A 17,097-nucleotide genomic window follows, 5' to 3' on the forward strand; every position below is an offset into this window, starting at 1 on the left:
GGGGCGGACGCGCGCGACGAGGGGACGGATCGGCGATGTCGCGGAGGAAGACCGAACGGCAGCTCAACCTGGTGATCTGCCTGCTAGCTACGCGGCGTTTCCTCACCGCTCGGGAGATCCGCGCGACGGTGGCCGGCTATGCCGAGGCCGAGAGCGCGACCGCGTTCAAGCGGATGTTCGAGCGCGACAAGAAGGAGCTCCGGGACAGCGGGATCCCGATCGAGACGGGGAGCGCCGACGTCTGGAGTGACGAGGAGGGCTACCGCATATCGCGGGCCGACTACGAGCTTCCCGCGATCGAACTGCTGCCCGACGAGGCGGCCGTCCTCGGGCTGGCTGCGCGGGCGTGGCGGTACGCGGCCCTGGGTGACGCCGCGGCCAACGCGGTGCTGAAGCTGAGGGCGGCCGGAGTCCCGGTCGACTCCGACGCCGCGCCCGGCATCACACCGGTGCTGAACACCGACGAGCCGGCGTTCCTGCCGTTGTGGCAGGCGATCCGCGACCGCCGTCCGGTGCGCTTCGACTATCGCAAGCCCGGTGCGGAGGTGACCTCCCGGCACCTGGAGCCGTGGGGCGTGGTCAATGTGCGCGGCCGGTGGTACGTCGCCGGGTACGACTGCGACCGAGAGGCCCAACGGGTGTTCCGGCTGAGCCGGGTCACCGGTGAGGTCACCGTGTTGCGCTCCGGTCCCGGGGTCGAGGTTCCTGAGGGAGTCGATGTCCGGTCGGTGGTTCGCGCCCAGCGCCCGGAGGCCGAGCGCGTGGCGCGGCTGCGGGTACGTTCGGACTCCGGACACGAACTGCGGCGCGGTGCGCTGCGGATCCTGCCCGGGGACGGTGGCCCAGGTGAGCAGCGCTGGGACCGGGTGGATTACCCCTATGTCGATGTCGCGGAGCTGGTGGCCGCTGTTGCGCGGTTCGGGGACCGCGTGGTGGTCGAGGCGCCGTCCGAGGCGCGCGAGGCGATGGTGGAGCACCTCGCGGCGGTGGCGGCGAGGGAGCCGGAGGCCGACGAGCACGAGGCGACTGTCGCGGGCGACGCGCCCGTGCCCCGGGCCGGGCGTGGCGCTGCCTCCTCCGAGCAGCTGCGCCGGTTGCTCATGCTGGTGCCCTACGCGCTCAGCCACGATGTCCGCGTGCCGGAGGTGGCCAAGCACTTCGGCCTGAACGAGAAACAGGTGCTGAAGGACCTGAGCTTGCTGTGGATGTGCGGGCTACCGGGCTACACGCCCGGTGATCTGATCGACGTGGACCTCGACGCCGCTCACTCCACCGGAGAGATCATCATCGACAACGCCGACACGCTGGCTCAGCCGCTGCGGCTGACGGCCGACGAGGCCGCGAGCCTGATCGTCGGCGTGGGGCTGCTCGGTGAGCTGCCCGGGATGGCCGGGAGCGACGCCCTGAAGCGGGTCGGCGAGAAGCTGCGCATGGCCGCGGAGCAGGGAAGGAACGAACAGGCGGGCGCGGTCGACCGACTGGTCGGCGCTGTCGGGGTTCGCCTCGATCTGAGCGATGAGACCCGCGAGCTGCAGCGGCGCTGCGACGATGCGCTGAGCGCCGGCCAGCGCGTACACCTGCGCTACCTCTCCGGTTACGTCGACGAGGTGACCGAGCGCGACGTCGATCCCATGAGGCTGGTCGTCCAGGACGGCCATGCCTTCCTGGAGGGGTGGTGCCGGCTGCGTCAGGACGTCCGGCTGTTCCGGTTGGACCGGGTGCTGGATATGACGGTGCTTCCGGTATCGGCGGAGGTGCCGCCCCGGGCCCGCCGCCGCGATCTGCGCGACGGAGTGCTGCAGCTGTCCGATGCCGACACGCTGGTGACACTGGAACTCGAACCGGCGGCGCGCTGGGTGACGGAAGAGTACGTGTGCACCGGCGTCCGGGAACTGCCCGACGGCCGGATCCGGGCGACGCTGCGGACGCCGGCCCCGGTGTGGGTGCGCAGGTTCGCCCTGCGGCTGGGGCCGCAGGCGCGGGTCGTGGCGCCGGCGGAGCTCGCCACGCGGGTGCGCGAGGACGCCCGCCGGGCCCTGGCCGCATACGGGTGACCCTGCAGGGCAGGGGCGCGCGGATGTGTCCGGTTAATCCCGGGGCCAGCCGCGATTCATATCCGGCGAGGTAGAATAAGGGAGTGTTTGCGATCGCTGGCCTTGTTACCGTGACCGTTCTCGGCCTGCTCGCCGTGGGGTTCTTCGCCGTCCGGCTGCTGGCGCAGGTGCGGCGGCTCCGGGAACAGGTGGCGCGTACCAGGGACGACCTGGAACCGCACTATCGCGGACTGCGTTCGAAGACCGACCGTGCTCGTGTGGACATCCGCTGACCCGTTGTCGGACAAGGCGTAGTATCAGTGGCGCGGGGTAGCGCCGTGAAAAGAGGTTTTCAGACATGGGTATGGACTTCCGCACGCTGCTCATTCTCCTGCTCATCGCGCTCGTGTTGTTCGGCGCCAAGAAGCTGCCGGACCTGGCCCGCTCGATCGGCCGCAGCGCCCGGATCCTCAAGTCCGAGACCAAGGGCTTCAGGGAGGACGAGGAGAGCGGTGACGAGTCCACCGGCGAGGGCAGGCCGACGCAGAACGCGCAGCCCCAGGCCTACGATTCCCAGCAGGGACCCGCTCAATCGCAGTCGCCGGGCTACCCCGAGCTTCCCCCGGGCCAGCACGTCGTCGACGAGAACGGCGAACCGGTTCGGCGGAGGTACGGCGACTAGCGGAACCGGCCGTTAGGGACGGCCACGCGGCGGCACCGCGGACGGTGGCGCAGGACAAGGGTGCGAGCCAGGGTTCGAGGAGCGTAGGCGGGCGATGCAGGCGCGGCAACAGCAGCGGGACAGGGACCCGGAAGCCCGCATGCCGCTGATGGAGCACTTGCGTGAGCTGCGCAACCGGGTGCTCAAGTCGCTGGTCTTCGTGACGGTCGGCGTCGGGCTGGGGTTCGTCTTCTTCGATCCGGTCTGGGAGTTCCTGAAGCAGCCCTACTGCGCGCTGCCGCAGTCCAACGAGGTCGTCGGCGGCGACACGGAAGCCTGCAGCCTGATATACACCGGCATCTTCGAGGCGTTCTTCCTGAAGTTCAAGGTCGCGGTGATCGTCGGTATCGTGGCGGCCTGCCCGTTCTGGCTCTACCAGTTGTGGGCCTTCGTCGCACCGGCACTGCGCGGCAAGGAGAAGCGCTACACCTACGCCTTCGTCGCCACCGCGGTACCGCTGTTCCTGACCGGCGCCGCGCTGGCCTACTTCATCACCCAGAAGACGCTGGAGATCCTGTTCGGTTTCGCCTCCGAAGGCGAGATCGCCATGATCACCATCACCAACTACCTCAACTACATGATCACCATGATCCTGGTGTTCGGGATCGCCTTCGTCGTCCCGCTGATCGTGGTGCTGCTGAACCTCATCGGCGTGCTGCCCCACGCCGCCATCGCCAAGTGGCGGCGTCTCATCATCTTCCTGGCCTGCGTCCTCGCCGCGGTGGTCACCCCGGCCGAGCCCTTCTCCATGGTGGCGCTGGCGATCCCGGTCGTTCTCCTCTTCGAGATGGCCGAGCTCTTCTGCTACGTCAACGACCGCCGGAAGGGGAAGGCCGACCCTATGGCCGGGCTCGACGACGATGAGGCCTCTCCGCTGGAGGAGACCCCCGGCGCCGCACCGAACCGTTAAGGTCGTCCGGGGGTCCGGCCGCCCGGAAACGGAGCGGTTCGGGCCGGGTCCGATCTTCGAAGGAGGAGCACCGATGAGTGAGCAGTCCGGTACCGGCCGCGAGCTGCCCCCTGAGGCCCAGGGGAACGAGAAGTGGCACGACACCACCAACGCGGTGTGGAAGCGGTCGTCGCTGTCGAGTGAGGACTCCGACGCCATAGTGGAGGTCGCCAAGTTCGACGACGGTTTCCGCGCGGTGCGCGACGGCAAGAACCCAGAGAAGGGGATCCTCTTCTTCACCCCGGCCGAGTGGGAGGCGTTCGTCCTGGGCGCCAAGGACGGCGAGTTCGACATCCCCGAGGAGTACCTGACTCCCGAGGAAGCGGCCATGCAGCGGGGCGAGATCCCCGTCAAGGCGGTACCCTCGCCGAACAGCACTCGGGAATCCGGCGGCGCCGAATAGCGGCGGCCCCGGACCGTCCCCTACCCCTCGGATCGGCCCGCTCATGACGCAGAACATCGCGATCCTCGTCAACCCCACCGCGGGAAGCGGCCGCTCGGCGGTGACCGCGACACGGCTCATTCGTTCCCTGCGTGAGCGCGGCGCCGAGGCCACGGTCATCGCCGGGCGCTCCGCGGAGGACAGCGTCCGGCTCGCCCGCGAGGCCGTGCGGGCCGCCCCCGACGCGCTGGTGGCCGTGGGCGGCGACGGCCTGGTCCACACGGCGCTGCAGGGCGTCGTCGGCACCGGCGTGCCGCTGGGTGTAGTGCCGACCGGTACCGGAAACGACATCGCCCGGGAGTTCGGGCTGCCGCGCTCGGTTCCGGCCGCGGTCGAGACGATCCTGGACGGACGCGCCGTCGCGGTCGACACGGTCCGCGCCGGCGGACGGCACTACCTCAGCGTTCTTGCCTGCGGGTTCGACTCCAGGGTGAACGAGCGGGTGAACGGCTTCCGGCTCTCCCTCGGTCGTGCCAGCTACCTTGTGGGGCTGCTGGCCGAGCTGCGCACGTTCACCCCCATCCGCTACGTCCTGGAGGTCGACGGCGAGCCGCTCGTGGCGGAGGGGATGTGCGTGGCCGTGGGCAACACCGCGAGCTACGGCGGCGGCATGCGGATCTGCCCGGACGCCGTATACGACGACAGGCTGCTGGACGTCGTCTTCGTGCACGCGATGTCCCGCCCGGCGTTCCTCCGGTTCTTCCCCAGAGTCTTCCGCGGGACGCATCCCGAGCTGGACGAGATCACCGTCCTGCGCGGCCGCACGGTCACGATCGCCACCGAGGGGGCGGGCGGGCCGCCGACCGTGGGGTACGCCGATGGTGAACGGCTCACCGAGACCCCTATCACGTGTGAGGCCATACCGGGGTCGGTTCGGGTGTTGACGGCGTCCGCACCGCCCCGTACGTCCTAGGCTTGATCGATATGAGTACGCACGCCGCGCGGTACGCCGCGTTCCGTCGGCGCCAGGCCGAGTCCAGTGCCACGATCGAGGATTTCCAGGGACTCTACGACTTCGAGTTCGATCCTTTCCAGGTCCGGGCCTGCAAGGCGGTGGAGGCCGGGCACGGCGTGCTGGTCGCGGCCCCCACCGGCTCGGGGAAGACGGTCGTGGGGGAGTTCGCGGTGCACCTCGCGCTGAGCGGGGGCGGCAAGTGCTTCTACACCACGCCCATCAAGGCGCTGTCCAACCAGAAGTACACCGACCTCGTACGCCGGTACGGCTCCGACAGTGTCGGCCTGCTCACCGGGGACAACAGTGTCAACGGCGAGGCCCCGATCGTGGTCATGACCACCGAGGTCCTCCGCAACATGCTCTACGCGGGTTCGCAGACCCTCAAGGGGCTGGCCTACGTGGTCATGGACGAGGTGCACTACCTCGCCGACCGTTTCCGCGGCGCGGTGTGGGAGGAGGTCATCATCCACCTGCCGGAGTCGGTGCGGATGGTGGCCCTGTCGGCGACGGTCAGCAACGCCGAGGAGTTCGGCGAGTGGTTACAGCAGGTGCGCGGTGACACCACGGTGATCGTCGACGAGCAGCGTCCGGTGCCGCTGTGGCAGCACGTGATGGTCGGCAAGCGGATCCACGACCTGTTCGTCCCGGCCGGAGAGTCCGAGGAGGCGGAGGGCAACGGCCGCAGGCGCACCCGCAAGCGCGACCGCCGGGAGAGCGGCGGCAGGAGCACCGAGGTCGTGGTCAACGGGGAGAAGATGCGGGTGAATCCGCGGCTGGTTCGGCTGTCCGAGGAGGAGGACCGGCTCTCCCAGCTCGCGTACAAGCGCCGCCTCCCTCAGGCGCGCGGGCGCCGCGCGCCCGCCCCTCGGGCCAAGTTCGCCCCGCCCAACCGCGTGCAGATCATCGACGAACTGGACCGGGAGGGGCTCCTTCCGGTGATCACGTTCATTTTCAGCCGGGCCGGTTGTGACGACGCCGTCCGCCAGTGCGTGTACTCCGGTCTGCGCCTCACGACCGAGGACGAGGCCGAGGAGATCCGCGCCTACGCCGAGCGCCAGTGCGCCGAGATCCCGCCCGCAGACCTGGCCGTGCTCGGGTACCACGAGTGGCTGGGCGCCCTGGAACGGGGCGTTTCCGCCCACCACGCCGGGATGCTGCCGACCTTCAAGGAGGTCGTCGAGACGCTCTTCTCCCGCGGCTCATCCGGGCGGTGTTCGCCACGGAGACCCTGGCGCTGGGGATCAACATGCCCGCGCGCACCGTGGTCATCGAGAAGCTCGACAAGTGGAACGGGGAGACGCACGCGGCCCTCACACCGGGGGAGTACACCCAGCTGACCGGACGGGCCGGTCGGCGCGGCATCGACGTCGAGGGCCACGCCGCGGTCGTCTGGCAGCCCGGCACCGACCCGGAGGCGGTCGCGGGGTTGGCCAGCACCCGCACCTACCCGCTGAACTCCAGTTTCCAGCCCTCCTACAACATGGCTGTCAACCTCGTCGGCCAGGTCGGACGCGAACGCAGCAGGAACATGCTGGAGTCCTCCTTCGCCCAGTTTCAGGCGGATCGCGCCGTTGTCGGCCTGGTCCGCCAGCTGCGCAAGCACGAAGATGCGCTCGATGGCTACGCCAAGGCCGCCGAATGCCACCTCGGCGACTTCATGGAGTACGCATCGCTGCGCCGGGAGCTCAGCGACGCCGAGAAACGGGCGGCCAGGGGGCGTAGCGCCAGGCGGCGCGACGAAGCGGTGCGCAGCCTGGAGCGGCTCCGCCCCGGCGACATCATCAGAGTCCCCAGGGGCCGGCATACCGGTTTCGCCGTGGTCCTCGACCCCGGCACCGGCGGCGACGTCCCGACGCCCCTGGTCCTGACCTACAACCGCCAGGTCAAGCGGGTGAACGCGGCCGACTTCCCGGCGGTGGTGGAACCGGTCGGCCGACTGCGCATTCCGAAGAACTTCTCGGCTCGTTCCGCGCAGTCCCGGCGCGACCTCGCCTCCTCACTGCGGAACAAACTTGACGAGGGAGAGGCGGAGCCGCCGCCGCGGCACGCCCGCGAGGATGAGGGGGAGGAGCCGGAGATCACCCGACTGCGCCGCGAACTGCGCGCCCACCCCTGCCACGGCTGTGCCGACCGCGAGGATCACGCGCGCTGGGCGGAACGCTACTTCCGGCTGTCGAAGGAGACCGAGGGACTGCGCCGCCGGGTCGAGGGGCGCTCCCATGTGATCGCCCGCACCTTCGACCGTGTCTGCGGTGTGCTGCAGGACCTGAACTACCTCGACGGCGACGCCGTCACCGGCGAAGGGCGGCTGCTGGCCAAGGTCTACTCCGAACTCGACCTGCTCGTCGCCGAGTGTCTGCGCCGCGGCCTGTGGGAGGAGCTGGACCCGGTCGACCTGGCCGCCTGCGTGGCGTCCCTGGTGTACGAGTCACGACGGTCCGACGACGCGTTCCCGAGGGTCCCCGACGGCGCTCCGGCGGACACCCTGGCGGAGATGGAGCGGCTCTGGGGCGAACTGCACGAGGTCGAGCGCGAACACCGTGTGTCGTTCCTGCGCGAGCCCGATCTGGGGTTCGTGTGGACCGCCTACCGGTGGGCGCGCGGCGACCGGCTGGACCGGATCCTCATGGACGCGGACATGCCCGCCGGCGATTTCGTGCGCACCGCCAAGCAGCTCATCGACATGCTGGGCCAGATCGCGGACGCCGCACCGGCCGAGGGAACGGTGAGGGAGAACGCCCGAAGCGCCATGGACCTGGTCCGCCGGGGGGTCGTGGCCTATTCATCGGTCGGCTGACCGGGCGCTGCGCCACTGGACGCGGGGCGGGAGGGCTCCGGTCGTGCCTGGGCCTCGGAGCCCGGCGGCGAGAATGAAACCGAAAACACGGTCCGGGACCGCGTTGTGGTTGCTTGCGCAGGGCAGGCCTGAGCTTAGTGTGATGTCATTCGCGCCTGCCTGTCCTTCGCGATCACAAAATAAGGTTCTCCGCAATGTCGCAGCGCATCCTGCTGATCACCAACGGTCTTCCGCCGCGTAAGGGCGGGAGCGAGACGCTCGGCTACGAGCTGGTCCGGCGTCTGCCCGAGACCGGCGAAGGGAGCGCGGTCGTCTACACCTCCGCCGGTTCCGGGGGCCATGAGTCCGATGAGGCCCAGCCGCTTCTGGTCGTGCGCGATTCCGCCAGAACCCTGCTGCCCACCCGGCGCGTCGCGCGGCGGGCGGCCGACCTGGTGCAGGAGTACGGCTGCGACCGCGTCGTGCTCGGGACCGCGGTACCGCTGGGTCTGCTGGCCCGCGGGCTGCGCACCGCGGGGGCGAAAGAGATCATCGCCCTGACCCACGGTTCCGAGGTGGGATGGTCCCGGATACCGGGGGTGCGGCCGATCCTGCGCAGGATCGGCGAGGACGTCGACGCGCTGACCTATCCGGGGGAGTTCGTCCGCGGCGGGGTGCAGCGCGCGGTCGGTTCCACTGCCAGCCACCGGCTTGTCCGGCTCAGGCCGGGCGTCGACACCGACCTCTTCCACCCGGAGGCGGACGGCTCGTGGGTTCGGGAGAGGTTCCGGCTGGACGACGGGCCGGTGATCCTGTGCGTTTGCCGGCTGGTGCCCCATAAGGGGGTCGACGCGCTGATCCGGGCGATGTCGTGGGTGCGGGCGCGCTACCCCCGGACACGGCTGCTCGTGGTAGGGGACGGGCCGGACGAGCGCCGGTTGCGGGCGCTGGCCGCCTGGGCGGGGGTCGACGCCGGGGTGGTCTTCGCGGGTGGGCAGCCCCACGAGCGGATGCCCGCGTTCTACGCGGCGGCGGACCTGTTCGCGCTGCCCAGCCGGCCCCGCCGCACCGGCCCGCAGACCGAAGGGCTGGGGCTCGTCTACCTGGAGGCGGCCGCGTGCGGGCTGCCGGTCCTGGCCGGCGACTCCGGCGTGGCACCCGAGACCGTACGGCACGGGGAGACCGGGTACGTCGTCGATGGCCGCGATCCCCGGGGAGTGGCCGAGCGCGCGAACCGGCTTCTCTGGTCTCCAGGGCACGCTCGGACCATGGGCAGGCGCGGCCGGGAGTGGATGCTCGACGAGTGGACCTGGGAGCAGGCCGTCCGGTGCCTGGAGATGCTGCACAGCTGAACAGGGGTGGCGGACGGCCGCCGCGGCGGCCCCCGCCCGGAGGTGGTACCCGCGGTGCGCCGCGTCCCGGCGTGACCATATACTTTGACGACCTACTAAATATTCGGACCGCCCGGGCCACAACGATGTGGGGGTTTGCCATGGCCGTAGAACGCACCCTTCCTACTCCGGAATCCGAGGACCTACTGGACCTGGTCCGGGCCCTGGTCGGCAAGGAACTCACCCCCCGCGCCGCCACCGAGGAGGAGAAGGAGGCCTTCCCCCGGGACGTCTTCATCCGGCTCGGCCGGGCCGGGCTCCTCGGTCTGCCCTACCCGGCGGCCTACGGGGGAGGCGACCAGCCTATGAGGTGTACCTGCAGGTCGTGGAGGAGCTGGCGAGCGGATGGCTCGCCGTGGGGCTCGGGGTGAGTGTGCACACCCTGGCCTGCTTCCCGGTCGCCGGTTACGGCGACGAGGACCAGCGGGCCTCGCTGCTGCCCGATCTGATCGGCGGCGAACTGCTGGGCGCCTACTGCCTCTCGGAGGCCCATTCCGGATCCGACGCCGCTGCCCTGGCGACCCGTGCGACCCCCACCGGCGACGGCTACCTGATCGAGGGCGGCAAGGCCTGGACCACCCACGGCGGAGTCGCCGACTTCTACACCCTCTTCGCCCGCACCGGCGGGCCAGGGTCGGGTTCGCACGGCATCAGCTGCTTCCATGTCCCCGCTTCGACCGGCGGCGTCAGGGCCGATCCTCCCGAGCGGAAGATGGGGATGTCCTCCTCCCCCACGGCCGCGGTGCGGTTCGACGAGGCAAGCGTCGACGGGCGGGCGCTCATCGGCAGTGAGGGGCAGGGGTTCTCCATCGCGCTGGCCGCGCTGGACTCCGGACGGCTCGGCATCGCCGCGTGCGGGGTCGGCGTCGCTCAGGCCGCGCTGGACCTCGCGGCCGACTACTCGCGCCGGCGCCACCAGTTCGGCAGGGCCATCGGCGACTTCCAGGGCGTGAGCTTCCTGCTCGCCGACATGGCGACACAGGTCGAGGCGGCGCGCGAGCTCTACCTGGCGGCGGCCCGGAGCCGGGATTCCGGCCGGCCCTTCGGAAAGCAGGCGGCTATGGCGAAACTGTTCGCCACCGACACGGCCATGCGGGTGACCACCGACACCGTGCAGATCCTGGGCGGCTACGGCTACACCCGCGACTTCCCGGCCGAGCGCCTGATGCGCGAGGCCAAGGTACTCCAGATCGTCGAGGGCACCAACCAGATCCAGCGCATGGTCATCGGCCGCCACCTTTCCGGCCGGCAGTGACCGACAGTAGCCTTTTCCGCTTTGCCGTGGTTTCACGCCTTGGGAACGGATTGGTAACAGGGCGTCAGGGCGCCTGTCGCGGCGATGCACATCACTGATACGACTATGCATGCATCGGTGTGGCGCGGGTCACTCACCTGGAGGTTCGTTGTGGCGAAAGTCCGCTTGGCGGGGATCAGCAAGATCTACCCTGATGGCACGAGCGCGGTGAGTGATCTCCACCTCGATATCAGCGAAGGAGAGTTCCTCGTACTGGTCGGCCCTTCGGGATGCGGCAAGACCACGGCGCTGCGCATGGTCGCCGGACTGGAGGAGATCAGTTCCGGGACTCTGACCATCGGCGAACGCGTCGTCAACCGGGTGCCCGCACGCGACCGGGACGTCGCCATGGTGTTCCAGAGCTACGCTCTGTATCCACACCTCTCAGTGCGCGACAACATCGCCTTCGGCCTGCAACTACGCAAAGTCGCCAAATCCGAGATCAGGCGGCGGGTCGAGGGCGCCGCCGGGACCCTCGGCCTCACCGACCACTTGGACCGCAGGCCGCGCAACCTCTCCGGGGGCCAGCGCCAGCGGGTGGCCATGGGACGGGCCATCGTCCGCAGCCCGCAGGCGTTCCTCATGGACGAGCCGCTGTCCAACCTCGACGCCAAGCTACGGGTGCAGATGCGTGCGGAGATCTCCCGGATCCAGCGCGATCTCGGAGTCACCACGATCTACGTGACCCACGACCAGGTCGAAGCGATGACACTGGGCGACCGCGTCGCCGTCATGAAGAAAGGCGTACTGCAGCAGGTCGCACCGCCACAGGAACTCTACGAGCGCCCGACCAACATATTCGTCGCCGGGTTCATCGGGTCCCCCTCGATGAACCTGCTCCAGGGCAGGCTGGAGTCCGACGGCGCCGGTGCCCGCCTCGCGCTGGGCGAGCAGGCGCTCACGGTGCCCGCATCACTGCTGGCCGAACGGCCGGCGCTGCGCGACTACCTCGGGCGCGACGTCGCCGTGGGCATCCGGCCCGAGGACATGGAGGACGCCGATCTCGTCGAGGCGTCCGAGGGAACGGTGTTGACCTCCACGACCGACCTCGTCGAGGCGCTCGGCTCCGAACTGCTCCTGCACTTCCGGCTCAACGTCTCTCCCGTGGTCACCGAGGACACCAAGGAGCTGGCGCGGGACGCAGGCGCTGACCAGATCGACACCGAAAGCCGGTACAGCGACCTCATCGCGCGCTGCAGCCCCCGGTCGGGCGCCACGAGTGGACAGCCGCTCCGGGTGCGCGTTGACACAGGCCGGCTGTACTTCTTCGACCCACTCTCGGGCGCGGGCATCTGGGGCGAATCCGCTCCCGCGCTCCAGCACAAGGAGGGAAGCCATGTCTGAGCACAGGTGGAATAGCCGCGGTGCGATCGCGGTAGCGGCTGCCGGAGCGCTGGTCGCCAGTGCCTGTAGTCCGGGAGCGGGGCCGACCGGCGGCGGCGAACTCGGAGGCGTGGAACTCACGGTGGCCGGCAAGTGGACCGGGGTGGAGCAGGAAGGCTTCGAAGCCGTCCTCGCCTCGTTCGAGGAGGAGACCGGAGCCTCGGTCTCCTACGAGTCGACCGGTGAGGACACCGGAGCCTATCTCGGGCCGAAGATCGAGGCGGGGGAGCCGCCGGACGTCGCCGTCCTCCCGCAGCCCGGTCTGGTGGACGAATACGCCGAACAGGACGCCCTGGTGCCGCTGGAGGGCGAGGCGGCAACGACGCTGGACGAGCAGTACACCGACTACTGGCGGGACCTGGGGTCTGTCGGGGACGAGACCTACGGTGTGCTGATCAAGGCGGCGCACAAGTCGCTCATCTGGTACCGGCCCGGCGCCTTCGACGAAGCGGGCGTGGCGGCGCCCGAAACCTGGGACGAACTGACGGACACCACCTCCGGGACGCTGTCCGACGCCGGTATCACCCCGTTCGCGATGTGCGGCGCCTCCGGATGGACGCTCACCGACTGGTTCGAGAACGTCTACCTCTCCGAGGCGGGGCCGGAGTCCTACGACCAGCTGGCCGGGGGCGAACTCTCCTGGACCGACGAAAGCGTCGTGCAGACGCTGGAGACCCTCGCCGAGATCTGGGACGAGGGCGGGATGATGGCCGGCGGCCAGTCGGGCGCGGTGCAGACCGACTTCCCGACCTGCGTCACCCAGGTTTACGGCCAGGAGGACGCCGCCATGGTCTTCGAGGGCGACTTCGTCTCGGCCCCCGCGGCCGAAGCCGGAGCCACCGTCGGTGAGGACGCCATCGCCTTCCCGTTCCCGGCCGTCGGCGAGGAACCGCCGGTGGTCGTCGCGGGCGACATCGCCGTGGCCATGACCGAGGACGAAGGGGTCCAGGAACTCCTCGCCTACCTCGCCTCGGCCGACGCCCAGTCGGTCTGGGCCGAACAGGGCGGCTACCTGTCCGCCAACTCCGAGGTCACGGCCGACGCCTACGAGGACGAGTTCACCCAGGAACTCGCCCAGACCATCCTCGATGCCGGCGAGAACGTCCGCTACGACCTGTCCGACCAGGTGCCCAGTGCGTTCGGGGCGACCGAGGGCGCGGGCATGTGGGCGATCCTGCAGGACTTCCTGCGCGACCCGAGCGATCCCGAAGGTACGGCCGAAGAGCTGGAGCAGGCGGCGCCGGAGTCCTGAGCGGAAGTAGGTTTCGATGACTGAAACCGGAGGAACGACGCCTCCTGCCACACCCGACGCGTCCGAAGGGGCCGCCGCGGGCGACGGCACCACTGCTCCCGGGGGGACGGGCCGTCTCGGCCCGCCCTCCTGGCTGGCACTGGTGTTCCTGCTGCCGGCGCTGCTGTTCCTGGGCGCCTACCTGGTCTATCCGATCCTCTTCTCGGCGTACCGGAGCCTGTGGGACGCCTCGGGTACGGAGTTCGTCGGGCTCGACAACTACCTGAAGATGTTCACCACGCCTTCCACCTTCGTGGCGTTGCGCAACAACGTCATCTGGGTGGTCGTGGCGCCGATCGTGGTGACCATCGCGGGCCTCATATTCGCGGTGCTCACCGAGCGGATCCGGTGGTCCACGGCTTTCAAGATCGTGATCTTCATGCCCATGGCGATCTCGTTCCTCGCCTCGGGTGTGATCTTCCGCCTCGTCTACGAGCAGGACCCCGAGCGGGGGCTGGCGAACGCGGTCATCACCACCGTCCAGGACACAGTCTCGGCGGCGGCCGCCTATCCTGACGCGAACCCCCGCCCCGGCGCCCCGCTCGCCGAGGCGTCCGGCGGCGGGTACGAGTCCACCGAGGAGGTCTCGCCCGGTGAGACGGTTTTCCTGCCGCTGGTGGGTGTGCAGGCCGATGAGCTGCCGGAGGGGGCCGAGCCCGCCGCCGAGGCGGCGGTCGGCGGCCAGGACGAGCTCACCGGTACCGTCTGGCTGGACTTCACCCGCGGCGGCGGTGGTGAAGAAGGCGCCATGGACCCCGAGGAGTTGGGGCTGCCCGGCTTGGAGGTGCAGGCGGTGCGCGACGGCGAGGTCGTCGCCACGGCCTTCACCGAGAACGACGGCACCTTCCTTTTGGAGGACGTCGGCGGCGGCCAGTACACGATCCGGCTCGCGGCGGACAACTTCACCGAGCCCTACAGGGGGGTCACCTGGCTGGGGCCCACACTGATCACCCCCGCCATCATCGGTGCCTACCTGTGGGTGTGGGCCGGCTTCGCCATGGTTCTCATCGCGGCCGGGCTGGCGGCGATCCCCCGCGAGGCGCTGGAAGCGGCGCGCGTCGACGGCGCCACCGAATGGCAGGTGTTCCGCCGGGTGACGGTACCGCTGCTTTCACCGGTGCTGCTGGTCGTCTTCGTCACGCTGATGATCTACGTGTTGAAGATCTTCGACCTGGTACTGGTCATCGCACCGGGGTCGGTGCAGGCCGACGCCAACGTACTGGCCCTGCAGATGTGGCGGGTCTCCTTCGGCGGCGGAAACGACCAGGGAATGGGCAGTGCGCTAGCGGTCTTCCTGCTCGTACTGGTCGTGCCCGCGATGATCTTCCAGATCCGACGGTTCCGGCAGGAGAGCCAATGACTACACCCCACGGCGAGTACGAGGGTGCGCCGCGCAGGACGGCGGTCTCCAGGGTTGTCGGTTTCCTGGGGTCGAGTATCGTCCAGGTGCTGCTGGTCTGCATCGGCCTCTTCTGGTTGATGCCGACACTGGGGCTGTTCGTCACCAGCCTGCGCTCCCCGCAGGACAACGCCGCCTCCGGCTGGTGGACGACTCTCCAGGAGCCCGCTCAGCTTACGCTGGAGAACTACGCCAGCCTGCTGGACAATCCGTCCTTCGTCGCCTCGTTCTTCAACACCATTCTGATCACGGTGCCCTCGACGCTGATCATCGTAGCGATCGCGTCACTGGCCGCCTACGCGTTCGCCTGGTTGGAGTTCCCCGGGCGCGACTGGCTGTTCCTTCTCGTGGTGGGCTTGCTGGTGGTCCCGCTGCAGGTGGCACTCATCCCCATCGCCCAGATCTACGGTGGGGCGGGAATCTACGGCTCGATCCTCGGTGTGGTGCTGTTCCACGTCGGTTTCGGGCTGCCGTTCGCGATCTTCCTGCTTCGGAACTTCTTCGCCGCGATCCCCCGCGATCTGCTGGAGGCCGCGCGGATGGACGGCGGCAAAGAGCACACCATCTTCCGGCGGGTGATCCTGCCGCTGGGCGGTCCGGCGATCGCGTCGCTGACGATCTTCCAGTTCCTGTGGGTGTGGAACGACCTGCTGGTCGCACTGGTCTTCGCCGATGCTCAGGCTCAGCCCATGACCGTGGCACTGCAGTCGGAGATGCGGCAGTTCGGCGCGAACCTCGACGTGATCTCGGCCGGGGCGTTCCTGTCCATGGTGGTGCCCCTGGTGGTGTTCTTCGCCTTCCAGCGTTACTTCGTCCAGGGCGTCATGGCCGGGTCGGTGAAATAAGCGCAATAGCCCGGGCCCCGGAGGGAAGGGCCCGGGCTATCGGTCCGCGACAGGTCAGCGGTTCGCCGGGTGGCCGATGGCCAGCCCGCTCTCCTTGTCGAAGTAGTGCAGCTGGGTGGTGTCGACGGCGAGTTCCAGGGTTCCGCCGGGGCGGACGTTGCTGCGCGGGTTGACACGAGCGGTGAAGACGGACTTGTTGCCGGACAGTGGCATCGCGGCGGCCTCCAGCTCCCCGTCGCCCGCGGCGTCGGCGGCCAGCGCGGCGGCCTCCTCGTGCTGCACCGGCGGGGCGTCGATGCCGAAGATCACGTTGATCTCGGTCCCCAGCTCCTCGGTGATATCGGCGGTGACCTCCATGGCGGTGCCGCCGTTCGGGAACAGGGAGGCGTCGTCGAAGTCGGAGGGCCGGATCCCCAGGATGATCTGCCGGCCGAAGTAGTCGCGCAACCGGGGACGCTCCGACAGCGTGGCGTGGGGGACCGGAAGGGTGTGGTCGGCGAACTTCAGCACCGCGGCGTCGCCGTCCTGCTGCATCTCGGCGCCGACGAAGTTCATGGCGGGGGAGCCGATGAAGCCGGCGACGAACAGGTTCACCGGGTTGTCGAAGAGGTTCTTGGGCGTGTCGACCTGCTGCAGCCGGCCGTCGCGCAGCACCGCGACCCGGTCGCCCAGGGTCATCGCCTCCACCTGGTCGTGGGTGACGTAGACCGTGGTGACACCGAGACGCTCGTGCAGCTGGTTGAGCGAGGCGCGCATCTGCACACGCAGCTTGGCATCGAGGTTGGACAGCGGTTCGTCCATGAGGAAGGCCTGGGGTTCGCGGACGATGGCCCGCCCCATGGCCACCCGCTGGCGCTGACCGCCGGAGAGGGCAGCGGGCTTGCGCTTGAGGTAGGGAGCCAGGCCGAGCATGGCCGCTGCCTCGTCAACCCGGCGCTTGATCTCGGACTTGGAGATCTTGCGCAGCTTGAGGCCGAAGGCGAGGTTCTGCTCCACGCTCATGTGCGGGTAGAGCGCGTAGTTCTGGAACACCATGGCGATGTCGCGGTCCTTGGGCGGGCGGTCGTTGACCACCTGGTCGCCGATGAACAGTTCGCCGTCGGTGATCTCCTCCAGGCCCGCGATCATGCGCAGCGCGGTGGACTTGCCGCATCCGGACGGGCCCACGAGAACCATGAACTCGCCGTCGGTGATTTCCAGGTTGAGGTCGTCGACGGCCTTCACGCCGCCTGAGTAGACCTTGTCGACGCCGTCGAGAACGATCTTCGCCATCGGCCAGCAGCTCCCGTGTGCCCTCGGCCCGTCCCGCCGTGGAACGGGTGGATTTTCGTGAGATGATCATTTCGTTTCGATCTGTTCCAGATATCTGACCGCAAACTGACCGGTTCTGTCCAGAGATTCGCTCGTTTCGATCCAGAATCATCCACAATGTGAGACGGCGTGGGGTGGAGTCGTCGAGATGCCGCGGGACCGGCAGACCCGGGGCCGCACGCCGGTGCCCGTGCTAAGTGGACTGGCATCGAAATCGCGGGTGCGTTAGCCTGGCCGTCAGTTATCCGGTTCCCGTCCGCGGCGCCAACTCGCCTACCACAGTGAACGTCGCAGAGGTGTTCACGAC

General features: G+C 69.2%; 12 protein-coding genes and 2 pseudogenes. 13 read left to right on the top strand and 1 reads right to left on the bottom strand.

Annotated elements, in window-relative coordinates; all coding sequences use genetic code 11:
- Nucleotides 1–35 precede the first annotated feature (35 nt).
- The 13 genes and pseudogenes from VS93_RS01460 (at nucleotide 36) to VS93_RS01520 (ending at nucleotide 15,479) form a co-directional block, all read left to right on the top strand.
- Nucleotides 36–2,054, top strand: a complete 2,019-nt coding sequence (locus VS93_RS01460; RefSeq protein WP_046468204.1) for a helix-turn-helix transcriptional regulator — start codon at nucleotides 36–38, stop codon at nucleotides 2,052–2,054.
- A gap of 83 nt (nucleotides 2,055–2,137) precedes the next feature.
- Nucleotides 2,138–2,326 (top strand): hypothetical protein, encoded by a 189-nt coding sequence (locus VS93_RS01465; protein ID WP_046468205.1) that lies wholly within the window; start codon nucleotides 2,138–2,140, stop codon nucleotides 2,324–2,326.
- Between the two features lie 71 nt (nucleotides 2,327–2,397).
- Nucleotides 2,398–2,715 carry a Sec-independent protein translocase subunit TatA gene (tatA, locus tag VS93_RS01470; RefSeq protein WP_156184642.1) on the top strand — a complete coding sequence of 106 codons (318 nt, stop codon included), beginning with the start codon at nucleotides 2,398–2,400 and terminating at the stop codon, nucleotides 2,713–2,715.
- 139 nt (nucleotides 2,716–2,854) lie between these two features.
- Nucleotides 2,855–3,664 carry a twin-arginine translocase subunit TatC gene (tatC, locus tag VS93_RS01475; RefSeq protein ID WP_046468267.1) on the top strand — a complete coding sequence of 270 codons (810 nt, stop codon included), beginning with the start codon at nucleotides 2,855–2,857 and terminating at the stop codon, nucleotides 3,662–3,664.
- A gap of 73 nt (nucleotides 3,665–3,737) precedes the next feature.
- Entirely contained in the window at nucleotides 3,738–4,106 is a 369-nt protein-coding gene (locus VS93_RS01480; protein WP_046468207.1) for a DUF397 domain-containing protein, read from the top strand.
- A 43-nt stretch (nucleotides 4,107–4,149) separates the two neighbouring features.
- Nucleotides 4,150–5,058 carry a diacylglycerol/lipid kinase family protein gene (locus VS93_RS01485; RefSeq protein WP_046468208.1) on the top strand — a complete coding sequence of 303 codons (909 nt, stop codon included), beginning with the start codon at nucleotides 4,150–4,152 and terminating at the stop codon, nucleotides 5,056–5,058.
- Nucleotides 5,059–5,069: 11 nt separating this feature from the next.
- Nucleotides 5,070–7,897, top strand: a pseudogene (locus tag VS93_RS01490) (DEAD/DEAH box helicase).
- 194 nt (nucleotides 7,898–8,091) lie between these two features.
- Complete coding sequence (locus VS93_RS01495; protein ID WP_046468209.1) at nucleotides 8,092–9,228, top strand: glycosyltransferase family 4 protein; 1,137 nt, start codon at nucleotides 8,092–8,094, stop codon at nucleotides 9,226–9,228.
- 140 nt (nucleotides 9,229–9,368) lie between these two features.
- Nucleotides 9,369–10,522: pseudogene (locus VS93_RS01500) on the top strand (acyl-CoA dehydrogenase family protein).
- 150 nt (nucleotides 10,523–10,672) lie between these two features.
- Nucleotides 10,673–11,905: an ABC transporter ATP-binding protein gene (locus tag VS93_RS01505; protein ID WP_046468210.1), complete on the top strand. Its 1,233-nt coding sequence runs from the start codon at nucleotides 10,673–10,675 to the stop codon at nucleotides 11,903–11,905.
- Nucleotides 11,898–13,196, top strand: a complete 1,299-nt coding sequence (locus VS93_RS01510) for an ABC transporter substrate-binding protein (protein WP_173434232.1) — start codon at nucleotides 11,898–11,900, stop codon at nucleotides 13,194–13,196. The genes VS93_RS01505 and VS93_RS01510 overlap by 8 nt, the downstream gene beginning before the upstream one ends.
- A gap of 16 nt (nucleotides 13,197–13,212) precedes the next feature.
- A complete protein-coding gene (locus VS93_RS01515; protein WP_046468211.1) occupies nucleotides 13,213–14,595 on the top strand; it encodes a carbohydrate ABC transporter permease in 1,383 nt (460 codons plus the stop codon).
- A complete protein-coding gene (locus VS93_RS01520; protein ID WP_046468212.1) occupies nucleotides 14,592–15,479 on the top strand; it encodes a carbohydrate ABC transporter permease in 888 nt (295 codons plus the stop codon). The genes VS93_RS01515 and VS93_RS01520 overlap by 4 nt, the downstream gene beginning before the upstream one ends.
- A 54-nt stretch (nucleotides 15,480–15,533) precedes the next feature.
- On the opposite strand, the gene VS93_RS01525 is transcribed toward VS93_RS01520, so the two are convergent.
- Nucleotides 15,534–16,751 (bottom strand): ABC transporter ATP-binding protein, encoded by a 1,218-nt coding sequence (locus tag VS93_RS01525; protein WP_046468213.1) that lies wholly within the window; start codon nucleotides 16,749–16,751, stop codon nucleotides 15,534–15,536.
- Nucleotides 16,752–17,097: the final 346 nt, after the last annotated feature.

The sequence above is a fragment of the Allosalinactinospora lopnorensis genome, from assembly GCF_000981225.1.
Classification (GTDB): domain Bacteria; phylum Actinomycetota; class Actinomycetes; order Streptosporangiales; family Streptosporangiaceae; genus Allosalinactinospora; species Allosalinactinospora lopnorensis.